Origin of the sequence: Cyanobium sp. CH-040, assembly GCF_024346135.1 — a bacterium.
GTDB lineage: Bacteria > Cyanobacteriota > Cyanobacteriia > PCC-6307 > Cyanobiaceae > NIES-981.
In genome coordinates this window covers 73,536-96,105 of the sequence record NZ_JAGQCJ010000007.1, presented here as the reverse complement: position 1 = coordinate 96,105, position 22,570 = coordinate 73,536, and the positions used below count along the sequence as shown (strand labels likewise).

Sequence of the window (22,570 nt, the reverse complement as noted above, 5' to 3'; positions counted from 1 at the left end):
TGCTCACCCCTCCAGCCACCGCTTCACCGTGCGCCGCCAGCGCCGGCGGTTCGCCGCGCTTGGCAGCAGCGCCGACAGGCCCCGGCCCTGAGTGGGCTCGCCGGCGCCGTCGCCGCGGTAGTAGCTGTAGGCCAGCGCCGGGTCGTAGGGGTCGTCGGCTCCATAGCCATAGCCCCCATAGCGCCCGTTCCCGGAGCCGTAGCCGCCGTAGGGCCGCTCCAGTCCCTCGCGCGCCAGCCGGGCATTGGTCACCACCCCCAGCAGCGGTGCCCCGGCCGCCTGGATGCGCTGCAGGGCCTCGGCGGGCAGGCGCCGGTCCACCTTGCCCAGGCTCACCAGCAGCAGGATGCCATCCAGGTGCTCGGCCACCAGAGCCGCATCGGCCAGGCCCAGCGCCGGCGGCGTGTCGAACAGCACCAGGTCGTAGCCGCCGGTTTCGGCGATCTCGCGCACCAGTTCGCCCATCCGCGCCGAACTCAGCAGCCGCGGCGGATCGGGCGGCCGCTGCCCGGCCGTGATCACGTCCCAGTTGGGGTAGTCGGGCACCGGCTGCACCACCTCCCTCCAGGGGCGCTGCTCCTCGGTGAGCAGGTTGGTCAGTCCCGCCAGGTTGTTCAGCCCCAGCCGGTGGTGCAGCTGAGGCTTGCGCAGGTCGGCATCCACCACCAGCACCCGCTGGCCCAGTTCGCTCAGCGTTTTCGCCAGCAGCACCAGCACCAGGCTCTTGCCCTCGCCCGGCACCGAACTGCTCAGCACCACCGAGCGCACCTGCCGGTCGCTGTTCAGGAAACGCAGGCTGGTGTAGAGGTTGCGGAAGGCCTCCTGGTAGGAAAAACGCTGGTAGCTCTCCAGGCCGCCGTCGGCGCTGTCGAGCTCCCCGAGCAGGAAGCGCCTGTCGCGCCGCACCCCCTGGAAGAAGCTGATGTAGGGGATGTGGCCGAGCAGCGGCTTGCGCAGCTCATCGCGCACCTCGCCCGGGCTGTGGAACACATGATCGAGCCGGTCGTGCAGCAGCGCCGCGCCCGCCCCGGCCAGCACCCCCAGCAGCAGGCCCTGCAGCAGCCCCCGGCGCAGATTCGGCTCCACCGGGCTGGGGTTCACCGCCGAGGGGGCGATCACCTTCCAGGGCACGTTGTTCTGGGCGATCTCCAGTTGGAACTGCTCCCGGGTGCGCAGGTAGCTGGCCAGATTGCCGTCGGCGATCTCCAGCCGGCCCTGCAGGTCCTGAAATTCGCGCAGCAGCGCCGGCTGGGTGCTGAAGCGTCCCTCCAGTTCGTCGATCTTGCGCCGGGTGCCGCTGATCGCCTGGTTCTGCTGCTGCAGGGCCGCGTCCACCGCCTCCAGCTGTTTGCGCTGCAGCTCCGGCAGCAGTTGGTCGCGCGCCCGGATCAACCCCTGCAGCATCGGCGTGCCCGGTTGGTAGGTGGCCCGGGCTGTGGCGATCTTCCCCTCCAGCCGGCTCAGTTCCTCCAGTTCGGCCTGGTTGGGCACATCCACGCTCACGCTGCCGCCGCCCTCGGCACCGCCCTCACCGGCGTTGCTGCTGAAGCCCCGCGCCGCCAGCCGGCCGCTGGCCACCTCCGCCCGCAGCTGTTGCAGCCGGTTGCGTTCGCCCTCCTGGCTCAGCAGGGTTGTGCGCAGGCCCTCCACCTGGCCGCGCACTGCCTGGGCGTCCTCGGCCGGCGCCACCACGTTGTGCCGCAGCCGAAACTGCTCCAGCTCCCCCTGCAGCGCGTTGCTCCGCTCCCGAAGCACCGGTGCCTGCTCATCGAGGAACTTCACCCCCTCGCTGAGCTTCTCGCGGCGCTGCTGCAGGGCCCAGTCGAGAAAGGCGGTTTCGGTGAGCTGCAGGGCCAGGCGCACCAGTTCCGGATCGCTGCCCCGTCCTGACACCGCCAGCACCCCGGCCGACATCACGTTCTGGCCGCCGATGCCGGCGGGCAGCAGCGACACGCCGATCTGCGGCAGGGGCTTGTTGGGATGCAGCTTGCGCAGCTCGCCATACACCTGCTCCATCACCGTGGGGCTCTCCAGCACCCGGATCAGCGTCGGCACATCCACGCGGCTGATGTTGCGGGCCACCGAGGAGATCGCCCCCCCTTCGGCGCTGCCGCTGGCCTGGCCGGCGTCGTTCACCGGATCGGCGATCAGCAGCGTGAAGCCGCCCGCGAACACCGGCGACAGCATCCGCTGCGACACCGCCATCGCTCCGGCCCCCAGGGTCACCAGCGCCGTCACCAGCACGAAGGTGCGCCGCCGGCGCCGCAGCACCTTCCACAGCGTCTGCAGCTGGAAGCCGCCGCCGTCTGCCTCCTCCAGCCCCGTTGCCGGGGGCACGTAGTAGAGGCCCATCGGCTGGGATGCCCCAGCCGCTGCACCGTCAGGGGCGGAAGACCTGGCTGGACCGCTGCTGGTGGCCATCGGATCCGTTGCGTGCCCGCACTGTATGGGCGTCGGGCGGGGTGTGCTGTTCAGGGCTGTCCGTTGCGCACATGCCATCGCGGATAGCCTCAGCGGCGGCGGCCTCGCAGCAGAGCGGATGGACTTCACCGGCCGTCGGGCCCGCAGCCTCGCCCGCCTCGGCGCCTACACCCTGCTGGCGGTGTTCCTGATCAGCCTGCTGAGCGCGGTGCTGCCCCCGCCGCTCGACAACCCCGACCGGGCCATGGCGCTGATCGCGGAGCTGCTGGAGCGCTCCAGCCTGCCGCTGGTGGCGCTGCTGCTCCTCTACGCCGGCCTCGCCGACGACGCCCAGCCGGCGCTCTGGGAGGTGGGCCTGCTGGCCCGCTGGCTGCGGCCGCTGCTGCGCCTGGTGGCCCTGGCCTATCTGCTGCTCGCGATCGCCGTGATCGGCCTGGCCCAGCGCATCGAGGTCACCGGGGTGGGGCAGCTCACCAGCCAGGTGCAGACCTCCCTGCAGACCCTCGAGCGCCTGCGGCAGGGGGTGGATTCCGCCGCCGATCCCCAGCAGCTGCGCCAGCTGCTCAGCCACGACCCCGCCCTGATGGAGGCCATGCGCCAGGCCGGTGTGCCCGCCGGCGAGGCCGGCACCCTCTCCGAGCAGCGGGCCCTGGCCCGGCAGCTGCTGGAGCGCGCCGAGCTCAATCTGCGCGACGCCAGCCAGCGCCGCCGCGCCGACGCCAGCGGCAACCTCACCCGCCAGGCCCTGCGCCTGGTGCTCCTCGCCCTTGCCTATGGGAGCTTTTTCCTGCTGGCCGGCTTCATCTGGCCCCGCTCGGTAGCGGCCACCCTGGAGCGGGCGATCGAGCGGCGTGACGCCCGCGCCCGCGAAGACGATGAAAAAATAGAAGAAGGAATGGAAGAAGACAAGGAGGGCGGCGAGCTGGAGCGTCACCAGCCTTCGCCGCCATGAGCGGCTCCCCCTTGACGCCCACGCTGGCCCGCCTCACGCTGCTGGCGGCCCTGGCGGCCACCCAGCTCACCCTTGCGGCGCGGGCGGGGGTGGGCGATTTCGTGATCATGGCCGGCCTCTCCTGGCTCGGCGGGGGTGTGCTGCTGCTGGAGCGGGAGGAGCAAGTGGCAGTGGAACCTTCAGCCCTGGCTGCTCTGGCCGCTCTGCCTCTGCGCCGCTTCCTGCCCGGCGCCCTGCTGCTGCTCTGGGCACTGCTGGTGCTGAGCTTCGCCGGCCGCCTCTACGACCCCCTGTTCTGGGCGTTGCCGCTGGCGGTGCTCACCGGCCTGGGTCTGCTGGCCGGCGCCTCCTGGCGCTCGCCCCTGCTCACGCGCCTGGCGCTGATCGGCGCCCTGCTGCCGGCCCAGGGCCTGTTCAACGCCCTCTGGCCCGTGGAACCGCTGGCGCTGCTCACCGCCCGCGTCACCGCCCTGCTGCTGTGGCTGATCGGCCGGCCCGCCTACGCCAGCGGCCGGGCCGTGATGCTCGACGGCCAGGTGCTGCTGGTGGATGGCGGCTGCACCGGCCACACCACCCTGAGCTTCTGCCTCGTCACCCTGGCCCTGCTCTGGCTGCTGTTCCCCCTGCGTCTGCGCAGCGGACCGGCGCGCCTGGCGCCGCTGCTGCTGGTGCCGGTGCTGCTGGTGGCGGTGTTCCTGCTCAATGCGGTGCGCATCGCCGTGCTGGCCTACACCGTGCGCGACCCCGGCGATGGCTGGTGGCGGGCCTGGCGCGGCTTCGCCTTCTGGCACGACGGCGCCGGCGCCCAGCTGTTCGCCCTGCTCGCCAGTGGCCTGGTGTGCCTGGTGTATGTGGGCCTGCTGGAGTGGCAGCTGCGCCGCCGGCGGAGGCTGGCCCGATGAGCTCCCGCCTGCCGCCGCTGCGGCTGGTGCTTCTGGTCGCCCTGGCCGGCTGGGCCAGCCTGCTGGCGCTGGAGAGCTGGTGGCGCCTGCCTGCCGCCGGGCCGGAGCAGGGCCTGCCCGAGCGCCTCGTGCTCGACGGTCGCCCCTACCGGCGTTTCTCCGGCGTGCAGGCGCCCTTGCCCCCGAAGCGGGCCCTGCCCATCGGCCTGGTGCTGCTGGAGGCGGCCGACTACCGGCCCGCCCCTGCCTCAGGAGACGGGGCAGCAGACGGGACAGCGGACGGTGCCGCGGCTGTGCTGCAGCTGCGCCGGGTGGTTCACGCCCGCACCGGCAACAGCGGCGTGATGCCGGTGCGGGCGATCACCAGGGCCCTGGCGGGCAGCGATGGCCAGGGCCGCTGCGTGCGGCTCGATGCCGATGGGCGGGTGCAGAACACCCCGGCCGAGAGCGCCGCGTCCGCAGCCCCCACCGCCCCGGAGTCCCCGGGCGGGGTCGAGCGCCTGATCTGGCTGGCGGGCCTGCGGCCCTACCGCGTCAACACCTGCCTGTGGCTGGGGTCTCCGCAAAGCGACGGCCATCCGGCCGGCGCTGGCGCTGCCGCCGCGCCTCCCGCCGGCTGAACTCGCTGACGCTGGGGTTCGGGTTCGCCGGATCCACATGGGCCACCTGCTGCCACAGCTCCCGTGGCGCCCAGCGGACCGTGTGCTCGATGCGGTCGTGGCGGGTCACGTGGCACCAGCGCTTCTGGCCGCAGTGCGGGCACCAGAGCTCCTCCAGCCACTCGTTGCTGAGCACCAGCACCGGATGGGCCTGGATCGCCAGCTTCGCCCGCTTGTCGCTCAGGCCCCGCTGCCTGAGCTCCTCAGGGGTGAGCAGGTGCAGGAAATACTTGCGCCCGGTGCCGCTCAGGCGGCTCTCGGGATGGGCCGGACAGCGCAGATCGCGGCGCTTGGGACGCCGCGAGCGCATGGAGGGACCGCGTGCGCCGGTGCTGTCGGCTTCGACGCCTGCAGTGGCGGCGGAACGGTTGGCTGCTCGAACTTCGGCTGCTCGCACTTCGGTTGTTTGAACTTCGGCTGCTTGAACCTCGACATCCGGCTGCAATCCCGAACTGACCATCAGGCATGGGTCGTTTTTCCCACGATCTTCCTGGAGTTCTCTGCCCTTTGGTGCTGGCTTATACCAATTGCCGGCGCGATCGCTCGGGATTCCTCGGCGTACCTCCGCTGCAGTGTCCACCGATGCCTCGGCAACCACACCAGATGTGGTGTCCGGATCCGCCCTGAGCTGGACAGTCCGGCGCAGGTGCCTGGCCTGCCGGTGCTGCCGCGGCGGCCTACTTCGCCTCCTTCCAGTTCGCTCCGCTGCCGGTCTCCACCACCAGGGGCACGTCGAGCTGCACCGCCCCCTCCATCGCCTGCTTCACCACCGCCGTGGTGGCCGCGAGGGCGTCGGGAGCCACCTCCAGCACCAGTTCGTCGTGCACCTGCAGCAGCAGCCGGGCCGGCAGGCCGTCGGCCGCGAGCCGGTGGTGCAGGCGCACCATCGCCAGCTTGATGATGTCGGCCGATGAGCCCTGGATCGGCGCGTTGGCCGCCGCCCGCAGCTGCTGGGCCTCCAGCCCGCCGCGGCGGGCCACGTCCAGGTCGATCTCCAGCGGGTCCTTGCCCCGCAACCGCCCCAGCCCGGCCGGATCGAAGCTGAACGGCCGCCGCCGGCCCAGGATCGTCTCCACATAGCCCCGGCTCAGGGCCAGCCGCTCCTGCAGTTCCAGGAAGGCGAACACCTTCGGGTAGCGCTGCTTGTAGCGACTCAGGAACTCCTTGGCCTCGGCCTGGCTGACGCCCGTCTCGCGTGCGAAGCGCTGCTGGCCCATGCCGTAGATCACGCCGAAGTTGATCGTCTTGCCCAGCCGCCGCTCGTCTGTGCTCACCGTCTCCCCTTCGCCCTTCTCCAGCAGCAGCCGGGCGGTGAGCTCGTGCACGTCGGCGCCGCTGCGGTAGGCCTCCACCAGCACCTCCTCACCGCTGAGGTGGGCAAGGATGCGCAGCTCGATCTGGGAGTAGTCGGCGCTGAGCAGGGTCCAGCCCTCCTGGGGCAGGAAGGCCTGGCGGATGCGCCGGCTGAACTCGGTGCGGACCGGGATGTTCTGCAGATTCGGATTGCTGCTCGAGAGGCGCCCGGTGGCGGTCACCGCCTGGTTGAAGTCGGTGTGCACGCGGCCGGTCTCGGGCTCCACCAGGGCCGGCAGCGCGTCCACGTAGGTGCTCTTGAGCTTGCTCAGGGTGCGGTGCTCCAGCACCAGCGGCACCACCGGGTGGTCGTCCTCCAGCTTCTCCAGCACCGCCGCGTCCGTGCTCCAGCCGGTCTTGGTGCGGCGCGACTTCTTGCGCTCCAGCCCCAGGGTGTCGAACAGCAACTCCCCCAGCTGCTTGGGCGAGGCCAGGTTGAAGTCCACCCCGGCGGCCGCCTTGGCCTCGCTCTCCAGCCGCTCCAGGGTGGCGCCCAGCTCGGCGCTGAGTTCGCCCAGGTAGGCGGTGTCGATGCGGATGCCGGTGGCCTCCATCGCCGCCAGCACCGGCTCCAGGGGCAGCTCCACCTGCTCCAGCAGCGCCGGCAGCGCCGGCCCCAGCTCCGCCAGCTGGGCGCGCAGCAGCGGCGTCAGCCGCCGGGTGAGGTGCACGTCCATGCCGCAGTACTGCGCCGCGGCCTCGACCGGCACCGCCGAGAAGTCGGCACCCTTGGGCACCAGCTCGCCGTAGCTGGTGGGCGTGAAGCCGAAGTTGCGCTCCGCCAGCACCTCCAGGCCGTGGCGGGCGTTGGCGTCGCGCAGGTAGTCGGCCAGCAGGGTGTCCATCACCACCCCGCCCAGCTCCAGGCCGTGGCGCAGCAGGATCAGCCGGTCGTACTTGGCGTTCTGCAGGGCCTTGGGGTGGTCCGGGCTGGCCAGCCAGGGGGCCAGGGCGGTGAGCACCTGATCGAGGGGGAGCTGGGTGGGAGCCGGGGGGGGCTCGCTGAGCAGATCCTGCGGCGGCGGGGGCTGGTGCCCGATCGGGATGTAGGCCAGATCGGCCGGGCCCTCGCCCCAGGCCAGGCCGATGCCCACCAGCTCGGCCCGGAAGGGGTTGAGGGCGGTGGTCTCGGTGTCGAGCGCCACGGGGCCGGTCGAATCGGTGGCGGCCGCATCGGTGCAGGCCAGCAGCCGCGCCACCAGCGTTTCCAGGGCCGAGGCGGTGGTGATCAGTTCGGGCTCCAGCTCGGGCATCGCCGGGGCCGGGTCGGGCGCCTGGCTGCTGAGGTCGGCGTCAGCGACGGTACTGGTTCCCCCTGCGCTGTCGCCGGCTGCACCGCCGCCGCTCGCTGCGCTGGCTTGATTTCCGCCGCTGGTCGGGCCGGCGTCCTCTCCGGCGCCCGGCGGCACGGCCGAGAACAGCTCGGCGAACCGGTCCACCTGCCGCGCCAGCGACTTCAGCTCCAGCTCCTCCAGGCTCTGCTGCAGCGCCTCGGTGTTGACTCGGCCCAGCTCCAGCCGCGGCGGCTCGGGCAGGGGGATGTCCACCAGGATCTCGGCCAGCATGCGCGAGCGGTAGGCGCTGTCCCTGTCGGCCCGCAGCTTGTCCACCAGGGCGCCCTTGAGCACCCCCTTGGGGTCCTTGGCCTTCGGTCCCGCCTGCTCCAACTGCTCCAGGGCGGCGTAGATGCCGTCCACGTGGGTGTAGGCGGCCAGCAGGTTCACGGCCGTCTTGGGGCCCACCCCCTTCACGCCGGGGATGTTGTCGCTGCTGTCGCCGGTGAGGGCCTTGAGGTCCACCACCTCCTCGGGCGTCACGCCCAGCTTGGCGATCACCCCCTCGCGGCGGATCTCGGTGGGACCGCTGTTCCTGGCGTAGGGCCCACCGCCCATGTAGAGCACGGCGATGTCGCGCTCGTCGTCCACCAGCTGGAACAGGTCGCGGTCGCCGGAGAGGATGCGCACCCGCCAGCCCTCAGCGGCGGCCCGGTTGGCCAGGGTGCCGAGCACGTCGTCGGCCTCGTAGCCAGGCGCCATCGCCAGGGGGATGTCGAGGCTCTCGCGCAGGATGCGCTGCAGGTTCTCCACGTCGGCGAAGAACTGCTCCGGGGCCTCGTCGCGGTTGGCCTTGTAGGCCTGATCGGCGTCGTGGCGGAAGGTGGGCTGGTCGGTGTCGAAGGCCACCACCAGGCCCTGGGGGCGCAGGCCCTTGCAGTTGTCCAGCAGGGCCTTGAGGAAGCCGTAGGTCACCGAGGTGGGCACGCCGTCCCTGGTGCTGAGACCGCCGTCGCCACCCTTGGCGAAGGCGTAGAAGCTGCGGAAGGCCAGCGAGTGGCCGTCGATCAGCAGCAGCAGGGGTTTGCCGGCGCCGTTGGTGTCCGTTGCGCCGGTTTCAGCCGCCGAGTCTGCCGCCGCGCTCACTGGTTGTTTTGCTGATCGAGGGCCCAGCCTGGCAGAGCTGGGCCACAGATGATCCGGGGCGTATTATCTGCGTAGGACAATCTGCGTAAGGCAGCGGCCGGGCGATGCGAACCATCTCCGTGCGCCTCGACGACGCCAGCGAGGCCACGCTCGAGCACCTGTGCCGGAGTCTCGGTCTCTCCCAGACCGATGTGGTCAAGGCTGGTCTGCATCTGTTGCAGAGCCAGCGCCAGACCCCCGAAGCCCTGGCCAGGTCGCTGGCGCTGGTGGGGTGCTTCTCCCAGGACGGTGGGGCTGAAACCGTGCTGCAGGCCCGCCATCACTCCGATGCCGTCAAGGAGAAGCTGCGGCAGCGGCAACGGCGGCAACGGCTCTTGCCCAGTCCATGACAGCGGCTCTTCCGGGCCAGCCCACCCTGGTCGATACGGGTCCGCTGGTGGCCTGGTTGGACCGCTCGGATCAGGACCACCTGCTCTGCGCCCGTTACTTCGCCTCCGCCACCGGCCCGTTGATCTCCACCTGGCCCGTTGCCACGGAGGTGTGCCATCTGGTGCCAGCGCAGGTGGCCCCCCGTTTCCTGGAGTGGATTCAGCTTGGCGGTCTGCAGCTGGCGGAGATCCCCACGGCTGCCCTGCTCTCGATCGCACCCTGGATGAAGCAGTACGAGGATCTGCCCCTGGATCTGGCTGGTGCCTCCCTGCTGTGGGTGGCGCAGCAGACCGGCATTCGCGCCATCGCGACCCTCGATCGCCGCGATTTCGCTGGCTATCACCTGCCGGGAGGGGACCCGCTCATCAACGTTCTGGAGCCGCAGCTCTGAGCTGATCTGCAGACCTCAGCCAGGGATGGGCGGCGCCACGTCGCCCCCGGCCAGCGAACCGAAGAGCCACCCTTCGCTGCCTGGGTGGCCGGCCGCCGCCGCCTCGGCACCCAGGCGCAAGGCCTCCAGGCGAGCGCTGTGGCGTTGAGCCCTTGATCAGGCAATACGCATCACGATATCATGATATCAAGGATTGTCTGTCCGAAAAAAACAACGCTCGTCTGTTCCGAATTCAGTGTGACGAATTCAGTGGGATCCGTTCCCAGCAGCGTGATCAGGCGATCCAGTCGGTCGAGAAGGTGGTCACGCCCTCCATCTGCACGCGCAGGTCGGCGCTGCGGTTGCCGCTCACGTCGCCCTGGAGCAGTCCGCCGCTGAAGCGCAGTTCGCCGCGCCGCCCGGAGAAGCCGCGGCTGCCGATGAACCGCCAGCCCCGGTTGGCGAAGGGATCGGGGCCATCGAGCAGGGCCGTGATCGCCAGGCGGTCGCCCTGCCGGCCGTCGAAGTCCTCGATCACGTCCAGCGGCCGGCCGCTCAGGTCGCCGCTCCGCCAGAGGAAGGCGTCGGCGCCGGGGCCGCCGCGCAGGCGGTCGCTGCCCGGCCCGCCGATCAGCACGTCGTTCCCAGCCTTGCCCACCAGCCGGTCGTCGCCGCCCCCGCCGATCAGCAGGTCGTTGCCCTTGCTGCCGCCGAGCCGGTCGTTGCCGCTGCCCCCTTCCCGGCGGCGGGTGAGCGCCGCGGCGGCAAAGGTGCCGCGGCTGCTGCGCAGGGTGAGCTCCAGTGAGCGGGCCAGCATGCGGTTGCCGTTCTCGCCGAAATGCACGTTGTCGAAGTGCAGGAAGCGGCCGATCTGCCGGCGCGAGAGCGTGGCGAAGTTGCGGCTGCCCTGGGCGGCCCGCCGGGTGTCGCCGATGCCGAAGTCGGCGAAGTCGCCCAGGCGGCTGCCGAAGCGACGCCAGGAGTTCTCGAACTCGTTGCGGAATCCCACGATCGCCGCGTAGGGATAGCGCTCGCGCAGTCGGTCCAGGCCGCGGTCGAAGGCGTCGAGCAGCTCCGCGCTGCCGTTGCGGCGGAAGTAATCGGCCCAGGCGCGGGTGTTGCGGCTGGCGCCGGGTCGCTCGGCGCGCCTGACCAGCTCGGTGATGGTGGGGAGCTGGTACGCCACCCCGTTCACCTGGCCCGCGAAGGGCACCAGGGCGGAGGCCACGATCTGGCGGGCTTCGCCGGAGCGCAGCATCACCTCCACGTTGGCCAGCATGCGCTGCACGGTGCTGCGCACCACCTGCTGCGGCCTGCGCTCCTGCCGCACCCCCAGCAGCAGGTCATTGGCGCCGCCCCAGATCACCGTCAGGTCGCCGGAGGTGGGTCGGATCCCCTGGTCCAGGGCCGCGTCGATCTGGCCCTGAAGGCCGCGCCCGCGCAGGCCGGCGATCGCCAGCGGCTGCTCCTGCGGATCGCCGAACTCCGCCAGGTGCTCCCGGCCGCTGGTGGCGCCGCTCACCGCGAAGGAGGGATCGCCGGGGGAGCTGGGGCGCTGGGGCGCCACGAAGCGGTTGGCGATGCGGAAGCCGCCGGCCAGCGGATCGCGCGGCAGGGGCAGGTTGAGGCGCCGCCGCAGCAGGACCTGCCAGTTGTTGGGCGTGTTGTGGGCGGTGACGCCGCTGTAACGGCCCCGGGCTGAGGTCTCGGCGCGCAGGGCCGCCGCCAGGCTGCCGTAGTCGCTGGCGCTGTCGCCGAACACGTAGAGCTGGCTGAAGCTGGCCATCGGGGAGAGACGCGAAGTGAGGGAGGGGCAGACGGGGCCGTGGCGGGCCGAAGGTCCATCCCACCGTCTCCTCAGGGGCTTGTCGAGGGGCTCAGGGCCTCATTGAGCACCAGCTCCTGGCGCGGCAGGCCGAGGCGGATGCCCTCGCGGTCGAAGGCCTCCTTCACCCGCAGCCGGAACTCCCGTCCCACCGGCCACTGGGCCAGGGGCTGGGTCTGGATCCACACCCGGATCAGGCAGCCCGACTGGCGCACCTCATCCACCCCCAGCACCTCCGGGGGGCCGATCACCTGGTCGGCCCAGTCGGGATCGCGGCGCAGGTCCTCGGCCACGGCGCGGATCAGCTCCAGCACGGCGCGCAGGTTCTCGCGGGGGGCCACCTCGATGGTGAAGTTCACCCGCGACCAGTCCTTGGTGAGGTTCTCTACGGCCCGGATCTGACCGTTGGGCAGGCTGGTGAGCTCGCCGTCGATGCCCCGCAGCTGGGTGTTGAACAGGTTCATGTTCTCCACGAAGCCGCTGTGGGGCGGAATGCCCACCACATCGCCCACCGCGAAGCGGTCGGTGCAGATGATCACGATGCCCTGCATGAAGTCCTCCAGCAGGTTGCGCAGCAGCAGGCTCAGGGCCACGGCCACCACGCTGGCGCCGGTGAGCAGCGAGCGGTCGATGCCCAGCACCACCAGCGTGACCACCACGCCGATGGCGATGCACACCATTGTCGCCAGGTTGCGGAACAGCTTGGCGTTCGTCACCGCCCGCAGCTCGTAGCGCCGCGACTGGGGGTTGCGGATCGTGGCTTCGATCAGCCAGTTGTTGACGCTGTGGTCGATCGCCAGCACCAGCAGCCAGCGCAGCACGATCACCGCCAGCCAGGTGATCGGCAGCATCAGCGACTGCTTCATCAGCAGCGTGGCGGTGATGCGGTTGCTGGGGAAGAACGCCGCCATCGCCCCCAGTCCCCCCACCACCAGGGTGAGCTGCAGCAGCGTGCTGCTCAGCATCCCCAGCTCCAGCAGGTTGATGGCCTGGCTGCGCCAGCCCTGCTGCTGCAGATAGGGGATCGGCAGCGATCGGATCAGCCGCCGCGGCTGGCGCTCCACCCGGCGCAGCAGACGGCTGAAGCGGCCGCGGCGTGGGCTGCTGGGGCCGGGGCCGGAGCGCTGCGGTTCCTGTGGTTCCGGCTCCGGTGGTTCCGCCTCCGGTGGTTCCGCCTCCGGCGCGGCGGCGTCCGGAGCGGAGCTGGCACCCGCGCCGGCGTCCGGGCTCTCCCGGTTGCCGGCGTAGGCCGCCATCACGGTGCGGGTGGCCGACTCCCGCAGCTCCTGCTCCTGGCGGCGCAGCCGGCCCAGGGCCGCGCGCATGCTGCGGCGCAGGCCCGACACCAGCAGCAGCACCGCCGTCACCGCGGTGCCCAGCAGCAGGGCCAGCAGCGCCCTGCCGGGGGGGAAGCTGCGGTTGAACTCCATGCCCCACAGCGATTCGCTGATCACCTGCTGCAGCACCGTGCTCCAGCGCTCGGCCAGGTCCCGTTCGTCCGTTCCGGCCGTCACCGCATCCGGCTCGGTGACGGTGAGCAGGGTCACCGGACCGAGGCTCAGCTCGGGGGAGGCCGGCACGAAGATCACCGTGGCCTTGTTGCGGAAACCCACGGTCACGGTGGGGGTGAGGGGGTGGAGCGGCTTGCGCTGCAGAAAGCTCCAGAACTCGGGCGTGGCCATGCCCGCCGCCTGCCGCAGTGCGCGCACCCGCTCAGCCGTGGCCTCCGGCTGCAGGTCGGGCGGCAGGTCGTCGACCTGGCCGCTCACCACTCTGCGCAGCTGCCGCACCACCCCGTCCACGCTCACCTGCACGGTCTGGGCACGCTCCTGCGCCGCCAGCGACGCGGCGGCGGGGCCCATCTCCGCACCGGGAACGATCGCCAGGGTGAGCCGCCGGCGATCCAGCACATCGTGGGGGAACACCACCGCGCTGCACCACATGCGGCCGCAGCGGTAGCCCCGGTTCACATCCAGCCAGGAGGGCGCCGGAGCCGCCGGGGCCGCCGTCTCGCCGCCCGGCACCAGCGACTGGGCGGCGGCGGGCCGGTGGGCTGCGGCGGGCGCGAGCAGCATCAGCAGGCCCAGCACCACGGCCAGCAGTCGCGCCGGGCGGTGTCGCATCGGTCGTCTCCCCGCTGCCCTGGCGGCAGGCTAGGGGGCGTGCCCAGCCGCCCCTGCGGGATCCATGCCCGGCGCTTCCCCCCAGGCCCGCTTCAGCCCCTGCGGCCGCTACCGCTGGTGGCTGGAGCGCTGCTGGGACGCGGCCGCGCCGCGGCTGCTGTTCATCGGCCTCAACCCCTCCCGGGCCGACGGCGCGCGCGACGACCCCACCCTGCGCCGGCTGGTGGGCTTCGCCCGCGCCGGCGGCTTCGGCGCCCTGGAGGTGCTCAACCTGTTCGCCGCCGTGAGCCCCAGCCCGGCGGTGCTGAAGCGCCTCGCCGATCCGGTGGGCGGCGCCAACGACCGCTGGATCCGCCGCCGTCTGGCGGCCTGGCCCGAGGCGACGCTGGGGCTGGGCTGGGGCGCCGGCGGCGGCTGGCGCGGCCGCGACCGCCAGGTGCTGCGGCTTCTGGCCGGCCGCCGGCTGCTGGTGCTGGGGCTCACCCGCGGCGGCCAGCCCCGCCATCCCCTCTACCTGCCTGCCGCCGCCAGATGGCGCGAAGCCGCCCCGCTGGTGCATCCTGAGGACGCTCTCTCGCGATCCGGCGCCCTCCGCCCATGTCAGCCAGTCCACGGCGCTACGCCGTCCACCTGCACATGAGCGGCGGCCAGAGCGAGACGGTGATGTTCCCGACCCTGCAGGCCTTCCAGCAGTGGTATGGCGAGGTGCTCACCGCCTCGGCCCCCGACACCTTCGTGAACGTGCCGATCAGCGACCTGGACGGGGAATACCTGGTGGTGCGCCCCAGCGCCGTGGTGGGCATCCGCGTGGAGCCCCGGTTCAACGCCCTCGACGATGCATGACGCCTGAGCGGCTGGGGCTGCTCTGGGGCGTCACCGTGTTCTCCGGCGCCTTGGCCCAGGCGCTGGCCTGGCTCACCGGCCTGCCCGGCGTGGTGCTGCTGCTCAGCTCCGGCCTGCTGATCGGCCGCGCCGGGCTGGGGCTGGTGGAACCGCTGGATCTGGGCTCCGGGCTGGGCACGATCGTGGGCCTGCTGGTGAGCCTGGTGCTGTTCGACGGCGGCCTCAACCTGCGCCTGCCCGCCGACGGCACCCGCCAGGCGGTGCTGCGCATCTGCGCCGTGCGCCTGGTGCTGGCCCTGCTGGGGGGGCTGGTGCTGGCCCATGGCCTGGCGGGGCTGAACTGGCCCCTGGCGGCGGTGTTCAGCGCCATCGTGCTGGCCACCGGCCCCACGGTGGTGAACCCGCTGGTGCGCCAGATCCGCCTGGCGGCGCCCCTGGGGGAGGTGCTGGAGGGGGAGGGGCTGGTGCTGGAGCCGATCGGCGCCGTGCTGGCCCTGCTGCTGCTGGATCTGCTGCTGGGCACCCTGCAGGGCTGGCGGGAGCTGGCCACCGGTCTGCTGGTGCGCCTCGGCGGCGGCGTGCTGATCGGCGCCCTGAGCGGCTGGCTGCTGGCCGAGCTGCTGCGCCGCATCCCCGCCTCCGCCGGCAACGGCGCCCTGCGCCTGCAGCTCACCCTGGGCGTGCTGTTCCTGATGTTCACCGGCTGCGAGCAGCTGCTGCCGGAATCGGGCCTGCCGGCGGCGGTGGCCGCCGGCGTGGTGGTGGGCCGCCGGCCCGACACCGATGCCAAGGAGCTCGACGAGCTGATCCGGCAGCTGGCCCAGCTGGCGATCACCATGCTGTTCCCGCTGCTGGCCGCCGACGTCACCTTCGCCCAGCTCAGCCCCCTGGGCTGGGGTGGGGTGGCCTGCGTGCTGGCGATGATGCTGCTGCTGCGGCCCCTGGCCATCGGCCTGGCCACCTGGGGCATGGACTTCAGCCTCCCCCAGCTGGCCCTGCTCAGCTGGCTGGCGCCGCGGGGCATCGTCACCGCCGCGGTGGCCAGCCTGTTCGCCATCCGCCTGGAGCAGGCGGGCGTGGTGGGCGCCGGGCGGCTGCAGGGGCTGGTGTTCCTCACCATCCTGCTCACCGTGGGGCTGCAGGGCCTCAGCGCCGGGCCGCTGGCCCGCTGGCTGGGGCTGGTCGAGGCGTCACCCCCGGCCGCCGGATCAGCGGCAGCGGGCGAGGCGGGCGCGGTCGTCGCCGCTGCGGTGCAGCAGCAGCCAGGTGGCCAGTAGGTCGGGGCCCTGCAGGCTGCCCAGCAGGGCGGCGCGCACGCTCTTCATCACCACCCCCTTCTTCACCCCGGCGGCGGTGGCCGCCTCGCCCAGCAGCGCCTGGGCCTGATCGGCGTCCAGCTCTCCCTCCGGCAGCCGCTCCAGCAGCGCCGTCACGGCGGCGCCGGCGCCGGCGGCCTCCAGCTGGGCGCGGGCGGCGTCGTTCAGCTCCGGGGTGGTGAAGAAGGGCTCGGCCTGCTCCACCCCGTCGGCCAGGAGGGTGAGCGAGGGGCCCAGCAGCTCGGTGAGCTGGCGCTGCCAGGCGGGATCGGCGTGCACGGGGTTGGCGCCATCGGCCAGGCCCCAGCCCCGCGCGGCCCACAGCGGCGCCAGCTGCTCCCGCAGGCTCTCGGGGCCCTGCTCGCGCAGCACCTGGCCGTTGAGCCAGTTGAGCTTGTCCCAGTCGAAGCGGGCGCCGGCGCGGTTGACGCGCTCGAAGCCGAACACGGCCGCCGCCTCCTTGAGGCTGAAGCGCTCGCCCATCCCCTCCGGCGGCGACCAGCCCAGCAGGGTCATGTAGTTGGCCAGGGCGGCGGCGGTGTAGCCCATGGCTCTGAAGTCGCTGATCGAGGTCACGCCGTCGCGCTTGGAGAGCTTCTTACCCTCCTGGTTGAGGATCAGCGGCGTGTGGGCGAACACCGGCGGTTCGGCGCCCAGGGCCTCGTAGAGCAGCAGTTGCTTGGCGGTGTTGGCGATGTGGTCCTCACCGCGGATCACGTGGCTGATGGCCATGGCCGCGTCGTCCACCACCACCACCAGGTTGTAGAGGGGGTCGCCGATCCGGTCGGCCGGGGCGCGGCGGGCGATCACCATGTCGCCGCCCAGGTCGGCGCCGCTCCAGCGCATCTCGCCGCGCACCAGATCCGTCCAGGTGATCGTGCGCGCGTCGTCGATGCGGAAGCGCACCACAGGTTGGCGGCCCTCGGCGACGTAGGCCGCCTCCTGCTCGGGGCTGAGGTCGCGGTGGCGGTTGTCGTAGCGGGGGGCCTGCTTGCTGGCGGCCTGCTGCTCGCGCATGGCCGCCAGTTCCTCCTCGCTGGCGTAGCAGCGGTAGGCATGGCCCGAATCGAGCAGCCGCTGGATGGCGGCGCGGTGCTGCTCCAGGCGCTGGCTCTGGATCACGGGTTCCCCGTCCCAGTCCAGCCCCAGCCACTGCAGGCCCTCGAGGATGTTGGCGGTGTATTCGGGCTTGCTGCGCTCGCGGTCGGTGTCCTCGATGCGCAGCAGGAAGCTGCCGCCGCAGTGGCGGGCGAACAGCCAGTTGAACACCGCCGTGCGGGCCGTGCCGATGTGCAGGGTGCCGGTGGGGCTGGGGGCCAGGCGCACGCGGACGGGACGCGCTGCGTTCGCCTCAGCTGCCACGGCCGGCTCTCCTGGAAAGTGAAACGGGACTGACGGGGCTCGAACCCGCAACTTCCGCCGTGACAGGGCGGTGCTCTAACCGATTGAACTACAGTCCCAGGCCGCCGTTGCGGCGCCGCTGCGTGGTGTGCTGCGGCCTGCCGCTGGGGGCGCTGTTGTCGCCTGTGCGACCAGAAAAGTATCCGTCGCCGCCCCCCCTTCCGTCAACTCGGCCGGCGTGCAGCCGGCTCAGCCAGCAAAAAACCCATCCCCGCGGGGATGGGCTGGAGGTCTGCGGCGACGGCCGCAGACGGACGGGCGATGGCGGCCCCCCAGGGACGGGGGGTGCGCTCAGGGACGGAACCCGGCCGGTTCGATCAGGCGCACCTGATTGCCCCGGGCGGTGAATTCGCGGCCCTGGTCGCTCTGAACAACCACGCGGCCACCGGATTTGACCCGGATCACGCGGGCGCGAACCCAGCCCAGGGCTGCGGATTCGAGCACCTTGACCACATCTCCAGGTTGAAGATCCAACTCCATGTTCGGTGAGGAGAAACGGCGAGGCGAGAGCAGGAAGCCGGCAGAGCATGCCGGAGGGGACATCGAGCGCGCCGTGGAGGACTTGAACCCCCGACATCAGGTTTTGGAGACCTGCGTTCTACCAACTGAACTAACGGCGCAGGGTGATGTCCCCTGCTGGACGGTGCCAGACTGACCGGTGCGGGACCGGACTCAGCGATCGAAGCGCTGCTTGACCCTGGTGGCTTTACCCACCCGATCGCGCAGGTAGAAGAGCTTCGCTCGGCGAACCTTACCGCGCCGCTCCACCTTCACGGAGGCAACCTGGGGGCTGTGGAGCATGAAGATCCGCTCCACACCCACGCCCTGGAAGATTCGCCTCACGGTGATGGTGGCGTTCAGGCCGCCGTGGCGCTTGGCGATCACCACGCCCTCATAGGGCTGCACGCGCTCCTTGTTGCCCTCGCGGATGCGCACACCCACCTTCACGGTGTCGCCCACGTAGATGTCTGGCAGATCGCTCTTGAGCTGCTCGGCCTCGAAGGCGCGGATCAGGTCCTGGGCGCTGAGCCGGCCGGTGCGCACGCTGGCTGCGCCGGCTGCGGGCTTCTCCTGCACAGCGGTGGCCGCGACCTGGGTGGCCGTCTCCGGCTGCCCGCCGGGCTCGGGCTGGCCGCCGCTCGCCTCCAGCTCCTGTTCTGCCTGCTTCTCCTCAGCTGCCATCTCAGCTCCGCAACGCCTGGCCAAACCGACAGTGTACCGGCTGGGGGTCACCCCCTCCCCCGGGTCAGGCGCTGCAGGGCCATGGCGCCGCCGCTGATCAGCATCCACAGCAGCCCCAGGCCGTTGAGCAGCACGTACACCGTCTCACCGTTGGGGCCGAACCAGCTGGTGAGCCACTCCCCCTCGTGCAGCACCATCAGCAGGTGGGCCCGGTCGCGGTCCAGGCCGCCCCAGTCGCGCAGCAGCCGGTAGCCCATGCCCGTGGTCACCGTGAGCAGCAGGGGCAGGAGCACGAACGGCGCCAGGCCGGCGTGCAGCCGGCGCAGGCGCTGGGTGAGCTGGACGGGCAGCAGGGGCATCGGTGCGGTGGCCGGTGCGCCGTTGATAGCTTGACGGTCAATCCGTGCCCTGGCCGCGGGGCTGCCGCCCTCCTTCCATGAATCTCTTCGCCGATCTGCTGGCCAGCACCACCGGCGCCCGCCAGGCCAGCGGCCAGCGGCCCAAACCCTCGCCGCTGGTGGAGGCCGGCCCGCGCATCCAGAAGAGCCGCCGTGGCGTGGAGGTGAAGAGCGCCCGCGAGATCGAGACGATGCGCCAGGCCAGCCGCATCGTGGCCACGGTGCTGCGCGAGATCATGGAGATCGCCGCCCCGGGCCTCACCACCGGCGACCTCGACGCCCACGCCGAGAAGCGCATCCGCGAGCTGGGGGCCACCCCCAGCTTCAAGGGCTACCACGGCTTTCCCGCCAGCATCTGCGCCTCGATCAACAACGAGGTGGTACACGGCATCCCCAGCGCCAAGCGGGTGATCAGGGCCGGCGACCTGCTCAAGGTGGACACCGGCGCCTACTACGACGGCTACCACGGCGACAGCTGCGTGACCATCTGCGTGGGCGAGGAGACCCCCGACGAGGCCCAGCGTCTGGCCCGGGTGGCCCAGGAGTCGCTGATGCAGGGCCTGGCCCGGATCAAGGCCGGCAGCACCCTGCTCGACATCGCCGGCGCCGTGCAGGACCACGTGGAGGCCCACGGCTACGCCGTGGTGGAGGACTACACCGGCCACGGCGTGGGCCGCAACCTGCACGAGGAGCCCTCGGTGTTCAACTACCGCACCCGCGACCTGCCCAACATGACCCTGCGGGCCGGCATGACCCTGGCGGTGGAGCCGATCCTCAACGCCGGCAGCAAGGCCTGCCGCACCCTGCGCGACCGCTGGACCGTGGTGACGGTGGACGGCAGCCTCTCGGCCCAGTGGGAGCACACCATCGCCGTCACCAGCGACGGCTGCGAGATCCTCACCGACCGCGAGTTCTAGGTGCGGGTGAGCACCTTGTAGTAGAGCCAGCGGCTGAGGGTGGCCAGCGGCATCAGCGCGTAGGTGAAGGGATTGGGGGTGACGATGATCAGGTTGAAGCCCAGGCCCGCCTGGCCCATCACCTGGCCGGCCACGAAGTCGGCGCTCATCACGCCCACCGGGTTGAGGGCCGAGCGGAAGGGCCCCAGCACCAGCCGGCGGATGCGCAGCTGCGGCCCCGCCAGATCCAGGGCCCGCAGGCTCACCAGCTGGCCCAGCAGCCGCTTGCTGATCTCGTAGAGCGGGCTGAGGGCCGGCTGGATCTCGGCTTCCGAGGTGTTCACCCACACCTCAGCCTGGGGCCGGCCCGGCTGCTCGGCCCGCTGGGCCACCTCGGCGGCGAACAGCTCCAGCAGCCGCCAGCCGCTGAGGGCGTTCACCTCCAGCGAGCGCACGCTGGCCTCGCCGCTGCGCTGGCCGTGCACGTTCAGGCCGTGGTTGAGCACCAGCACGTCCACCTCCCGCAGCAGTTCGCTCAGCTCCTCCTCCTGGCCCACGCACCAGGTCACGTCCCGCAGCGGGATCGGCTGACCGCCGGCGTCGCGCAGATCGAGGTTGCGGGGGCCGCAGCTGAGGGCGATCAGCCGGGCGCCGCGGCGGTGCCAGCGCCGCAGCAGGGCCTGGCCGAGGCTGCCGCTGGCGCCGGTGATCGCCACGCAGGGGGAGGAGGTCATCGGCGATGGGCGGGTCAAGGGGCCGGCGGGGGAGGGCGATGGTGGGTGACGGCGGCGGCATGCGCCTGGCCCGTCCAGGCTGCGGGACCTTGGCTGGGTGCATGATGTGCCGGGCGGCCGCTGCACCGGCGGTCGCCAGCAGAATTGTGCCTGCCCTGGCCGTCCCGCCACGACGATGTTTCCACCGCCGCCGCCGCCAGGCCCTAGCGATCCAGGCCTTCTGCAGACCCCGTTCGGGTTCGATTCCGAGGGGATCCTCGAGCCGCTTGTGCCCCTGTTTGCGCCCTACTGCGGCGGGGTCACCCGGCAGCTGCTGCTGGAGGCCGCCGTGGGCCAGCTGCTGATGGGGGAGTGGTCCGGGGAACGGCGGCTGGATGGGGATGTCAGCCGTGCCTTCACCCTGCGCTGGCACGGGGAGCCGGCGCCGCTGGAGACGCTGCGCTGCGAGCTGCACTTCCCCGATCTGCCCTCGGTGAACTACGAATTCACCCTGCCGGCCTACCGGCTGGTGCTCTGGCTGATGCAGCGCCAGGACCACCAGCTGCCGGTGAGCTTCTGGCGCTGGCTGCTGCTGGGCGAGCTGCCCGGCTTCCACGGCGGCCCCGACGCGGGCGACCAGGCAGCGGTTGCCTAGCCTGGGCCCGCGGCGCGGTTGACCCATGGCCCCCACTCTGCTGATCGGCTCGTGTCAATCGTTCAGCGGCAAGTCGGCCGTTGTGCTGGGCCTGGCCCGCCAGCTGCTGCGCGCCGGCGTGCTGCTGCGCTTCGGCAAACCCCTCGCCACCGTGCTCGAGAACGAAGCCCCCGCCGCCGATGACGGCGAGCTGTTCGACGCCGACGTGCGCTTCGTGGGCGCCAACCTGCGCCTCTCCGCCGGGCAGCTGCTGCCCTCGCTGCACTCCCTCGATCTGGCGGAGGTGCGCCGCCGCCTGCTGGCCGGCGAGCAGGACCCCGGCGACGGCTACACCCGCCTGCAGGCACTGCTGGCCGACCCGCCCGCGACCGAACCGGCCCTGGCCGGCGCGCTGCGGCTCAATCTGCTGGAGGCGGCCGGCAGTCTCGACGAGGGCCTGCTGCACGGGCTGAGCCTGGCTCAGCTGGCCCGGGAACTGGACGCGCCGGTGCTGCTGGTGCATCCCTGGAGCGATGTGCGCAGCGTCGATCCGCTGCTGGCGGCCCGCGCCGCCCTGGGCGAGCGGCTGGCCGGCGTGGTGCTCAACGGCGTCGATCCCGACGGCCTGGCCGGCGTGCGCCAGGAGATCGTGCCGGCGCTGGAGCGCTTCGGCCTGCCGGTGCTGGGGGTGATGCCCCGCAGCCCGCTGCTGCGCAGCGTCACCGTGGAGGAACTGGCCCGGCGCCTGCAGGCCGAGGTGCTCTGCAGCCGCGACCGCCTCGACCTGCTGGTGGAGACCCTCTCGATCGGCGCCATGAACGTGAACTCCGCCATGGAGTTCTTCCGCCGCCGCCGCAACATGGCCGTGGTCACCGGCGCCGACCGCACCGACATCCAGCTGGCGGCTCTGGAGGCCTCCACCCAGTGCCTGATCCTCACCGGCGCCGGCGAGCCCCTGCCCCAGCTCGTGACCCGCGCCGAGGAGCTGGACGTGCCCCTGCTGAAGGTGGAGCACGACACCCTCACCACCGTGGAGGTGATCGAGCAGGCCTTCGGCCATGTGCGCCTGCACGAGGACGTGAAGGCCACCTACGCGGTGCGGCTGGTGGAGGAGCACTGCAACTTCGAGCCACTGTTTCAGCGCCTCGCCCTGCCCCTGCCGGTGGCCTGAAACCCCTTCCACCACTGCTAGTTTCGGGTTGCCGCCTGGGGTTTGGTGTGACCCGGTCTCTGGATATCGCCTCGCTGGATCGGATCGACACGCTGGCCCAGGAGCTGGCGATGCTGCAGGACCGCAGCAAGCGGCGTATCGCCATCCTCGGCAGCCGCCACGTGCCGGTGGTGTCGGTGCATCTGGTGGAGCTGGTGGCCCGCTCCCTGGCCCAGGAGGGCCACAGCCTGATCACCTCCGGCGCCCAGGGTGTGAACGCCGCCGTGATCCGCAGCGTGCTGGAGATCGACCCCGGCAAGCTCACGGTGCTGCTGCCCCAGAGCCTGGACCGCCAGCCCAGCGAGTCGCGCGAGCAGCTCGAGCAGGTGCTGCACCTGGTGGAGAAGCCCGAGCACGACGAACTGCCCCTGCCGATGGCCAGCAGCCTCTGCAACCAGGAGATCATCAGCCGCTGCGACCAGCTGATCTGCTACGCCTTCCACGACAGCGAGACGCTGCTGGCGAGCGTGCGCGTGGCCGAGGACATGGGCAAGGTGGTGAGCCTGATGTACTTCGACTGAAC

At 71.8% G+C, this 22,570-nt stretch carries 22 protein-coding genes and 2 tRNA genes; 12 read left to right on the top strand and 12 right to left on the bottom strand.

What is annotated here, in order from left to right:
- Positions 1–3: 3 nt before the first annotated feature.
- Positions 4–2,352: a polysaccharide biosynthesis tyrosine autokinase gene (locus KBY90_RS08360; RefSeq protein WP_254968097.1), complete on the bottom strand. Its 2,349-nt coding sequence runs from the start codon at positions 2,350–2,352 to the stop codon at positions 4–6.
- A gap of 187 nt (positions 2,353–2,539) precedes the next feature.
- On the opposite strand from KBY90_RS08360, the gene KBY90_RS08355 reads away from it, so the two are divergent.
- Genes KBY90_RS08355 through KBY90_RS08345 form a run of 3 tightly spaced genes read left to right on the top strand, consistent with a single transcriptional unit; the run spans position 2,540 to position 4,895 of the window.
- Positions 2,540–3,373 (top strand): HpsJ family protein, encoded by an 834-nt coding sequence (locus KBY90_RS08355; protein WP_254968096.1) that lies wholly within the window; start codon positions 2,540–2,542, stop codon positions 3,371–3,373.
- An 11-nt stretch (positions 3,374–3,384) separates the two neighbouring features.
- Positions 3,385–4,275, top strand: a complete 891-nt coding sequence (locus tag KBY90_RS08350; protein ID WP_254968095.1) for an archaeosortase/exosortase family protein — start codon at positions 3,385–3,387, stop codon at positions 4,273–4,275.
- Positions 4,272–4,895: a hypothetical protein gene (locus KBY90_RS08345; RefSeq protein ID WP_254968094.1), complete on the top strand. Its 624-nt coding sequence runs from the start codon at positions 4,272–4,274 to the stop codon at positions 4,893–4,895. The genes KBY90_RS08350 and KBY90_RS08345 overlap by 4 nt, the downstream gene beginning before the upstream one ends.
- Here KBY90_RS08345 and KBY90_RS08340 read toward each other — a convergent pair.
- Positions 4,810–5,244 (bottom strand): hypothetical protein, encoded by a 435-nt coding sequence (locus KBY90_RS08340; protein WP_254968093.1) that lies wholly within the window; start codon positions 5,242–5,244, stop codon positions 4,810–4,812. The two genes, KBY90_RS08345 and KBY90_RS08340, sit on opposite strands and share 86 nt — an antisense overlap.
- A gap of 367 nt (positions 5,245–5,611) precedes the next feature.
- A complete protein-coding gene (gene polA, locus KBY90_RS08335) occupies positions 5,612–8,707 on the bottom strand; it encodes a DNA polymerase I (RefSeq protein WP_254968092.1) in 3,096 nt (1,031 codons plus the stop codon).
- Positions 8,708–8,811: 104 nt separating this feature from the next.
- Between polA and KBY90_RS08330 the strand changes: the two genes are divergently transcribed.
- Together KBY90_RS08330 and KBY90_RS08325 are read left to right on the top strand one after the other, a co-directional pair.
- Positions 8,812–9,096, top strand: coding sequence for a hypothetical protein (locus KBY90_RS08330; RefSeq protein ID WP_254968091.1), 285 nt, complete (start codon positions 8,812–8,814; stop codon positions 9,094–9,096).
- Positions 9,093–9,527 carry a type II toxin-antitoxin system VapC family toxin gene (locus KBY90_RS08325; protein ID WP_254968090.1) on the top strand — a complete coding sequence of 145 codons (435 nt, stop codon included), beginning with the start codon at positions 9,093–9,095 and terminating at the stop codon, positions 9,525–9,527. Before KBY90_RS08330 ends, KBY90_RS08325 begins: the two co-directional genes overlap by 4 nt.
- A 274-nt stretch (positions 9,528–9,801) precedes the next feature.
- Here the strand turns inward: KBY90_RS08325 and KBY90_RS15005 are convergent, their stop codons facing one another.
- Complete coding sequence (locus tag KBY90_RS15005; RefSeq protein WP_261353175.1) at positions 9,802–11,292, bottom strand: SGNH/GDSL hydrolase family protein; 1,491 nt, start codon at positions 11,290–11,292, stop codon at positions 9,802–9,804.
- 71 nt (positions 11,293–11,363) lie between these two features.
- The gene (locus KBY90_RS08310) at positions 11,364–13,454 is read right to left on the bottom strand and encodes a mechanosensitive ion channel family protein (RefSeq protein ID WP_254968089.1); all 2,091 of its coding nucleotides are present in this window, start codon (positions 13,452–13,454) and stop codon (positions 11,364–11,366) included.
- Between the two features lie 64 nt (positions 13,455–13,518).
- Between KBY90_RS08310 and KBY90_RS08305 the strand changes: the two genes are divergently transcribed.
- Genes KBY90_RS08305 through KBY90_RS08295 form a run of 3 tightly spaced genes read left to right on the top strand, consistent with a single transcriptional unit; the run spans position 13,519 to position 15,574 of the window.
- The gene (locus KBY90_RS08305) at positions 13,519–14,094 is read left to right on the top strand and encodes a DUF1643 domain-containing protein (RefSeq protein WP_254968088.1); all 576 of its coding nucleotides are present in this window, start codon (positions 13,519–13,521) and stop codon (positions 14,092–14,094) included.
- On the top strand, positions 14,052–14,297 hold the full coding sequence (locus tag KBY90_RS08300) for a hypothetical protein (protein ID WP_254968087.1): 246 nt from the start codon (positions 14,052–14,054) through the stop codon (positions 14,295–14,297). Before KBY90_RS08305 ends, KBY90_RS08300 begins: the two co-directional genes overlap by 43 nt.
- Positions 14,294–15,574, top strand: a complete 1,281-nt coding sequence (locus tag KBY90_RS08295; protein WP_254968086.1) for a sodium:proton antiporter — start codon at positions 14,294–14,296, stop codon at positions 15,572–15,574. The genes KBY90_RS08300 and KBY90_RS08295 overlap by 4 nt, the downstream gene beginning before the upstream one ends.
- Here the strand turns inward: KBY90_RS08295 and gltX are convergent.
- The 6 genes from gltX to KBY90_RS08265 form a co-directional block, all read right to left on the bottom strand.
- Complete coding sequence (gene gltX / locus KBY90_RS08290; RefSeq protein WP_254968085.1) at positions 15,506–16,939, bottom strand: glutamate--tRNA ligase; 1,434 nt, start codon at positions 16,937–16,939, stop codon at positions 15,506–15,508. The genes KBY90_RS08295 and gltX overlap by 69 nt on opposite strands.
- 60 nt (positions 16,940–16,999) lie before the next feature.
- Positions 17,000–17,073: transfer RNA gene (locus KBY90_RS08285), tRNA-Asp, on the bottom strand.
- Between the two features lie 232 nt (positions 17,074–17,305).
- Positions 17,306–17,494 carry a hyperconserved protein Hcp gene (locus KBY90_RS08280; RefSeq protein WP_006043540.1) on the bottom strand — a complete coding sequence of 63 codons (189 nt, stop codon included), beginning with the start codon at positions 17,492–17,494 and terminating at the stop codon, positions 17,306–17,308.
- 67 nt (positions 17,495–17,561) lie between these two features.
- Positions 17,562–17,634, bottom strand: a tRNA-Trp gene (locus KBY90_RS08275).
- A 52-nt stretch (positions 17,635–17,686) separates the two neighbouring features.
- Entirely contained in the window at positions 17,687–18,196 is a 510-nt protein-coding gene (rplS, locus tag KBY90_RS08270) for a 50S ribosomal protein L19 (protein ID WP_254968084.1), read from the bottom strand.
- A gap of 47 nt (positions 18,197–18,243) precedes the next feature.
- The gene (locus tag KBY90_RS08265; protein WP_254968083.1) at positions 18,244–18,555 is read right to left on the bottom strand and encodes a peptidase; all 312 of its coding nucleotides are present in this window, start codon (positions 18,553–18,555) and stop codon (positions 18,244–18,246) included.
- A 77-nt stretch (positions 18,556–18,632) separates the two neighbouring features.
- Between KBY90_RS08265 and map the strand changes: the two genes are divergently transcribed.
- Entirely contained in the window at positions 18,633–19,511 is an 879-nt protein-coding gene (gene map, locus KBY90_RS08260) for a type I methionyl aminopeptidase (RefSeq protein ID WP_254968082.1), read from the top strand.
- Here map and KBY90_RS08255 read toward each other — a convergent pair.
- The gene (locus KBY90_RS08255; RefSeq protein ID WP_254968081.1) at positions 19,508–20,224 is read right to left on the bottom strand and encodes an NAD-dependent epimerase/dehydratase family protein; all 717 of its coding nucleotides are present in this window, start codon (positions 20,222–20,224) and stop codon (positions 19,508–19,510) included. The genes map and KBY90_RS08255 overlap by 4 nt on opposite strands.
- Before the next feature lie 175 nt (positions 20,225–20,399).
- Here KBY90_RS08255 and ebsA point away from each other — a divergent pair, with 175 nt between their 5' ends.
- From ebsA to KBY90_RS08240, 3 genes are read left to right on the top strand one after another with little or no spacing between them, the layout of a single operon-like run.
- A complete protein-coding gene (gene ebsA / locus KBY90_RS08250; protein ID WP_254968080.1) occupies positions 20,400–20,858 on the top strand; it encodes a type IV pilus biogenesis protein EbsA in 459 nt (152 codons plus the stop codon).
- Positions 20,859–20,883: 25 nt separating this feature from the next.
- On the top strand, positions 20,884–22,008 hold the full coding sequence (locus KBY90_RS08245; RefSeq protein ID WP_254968079.1) for a phosphotransacetylase family protein: 1,125 nt from the start codon (positions 20,884–20,886) through the stop codon (positions 22,006–22,008).
- A gap of 47 nt (positions 22,009–22,055) precedes the next feature.
- Complete coding sequence (locus KBY90_RS08240) at positions 22,056–22,568, top strand: DNA-protecting protein DprA (protein WP_254968078.1); 513 nt, start codon at positions 22,056–22,058, stop codon at positions 22,566–22,568.
- The last annotated feature ends 2 nt before the right edge of the window (positions 22,569–22,570 follow it).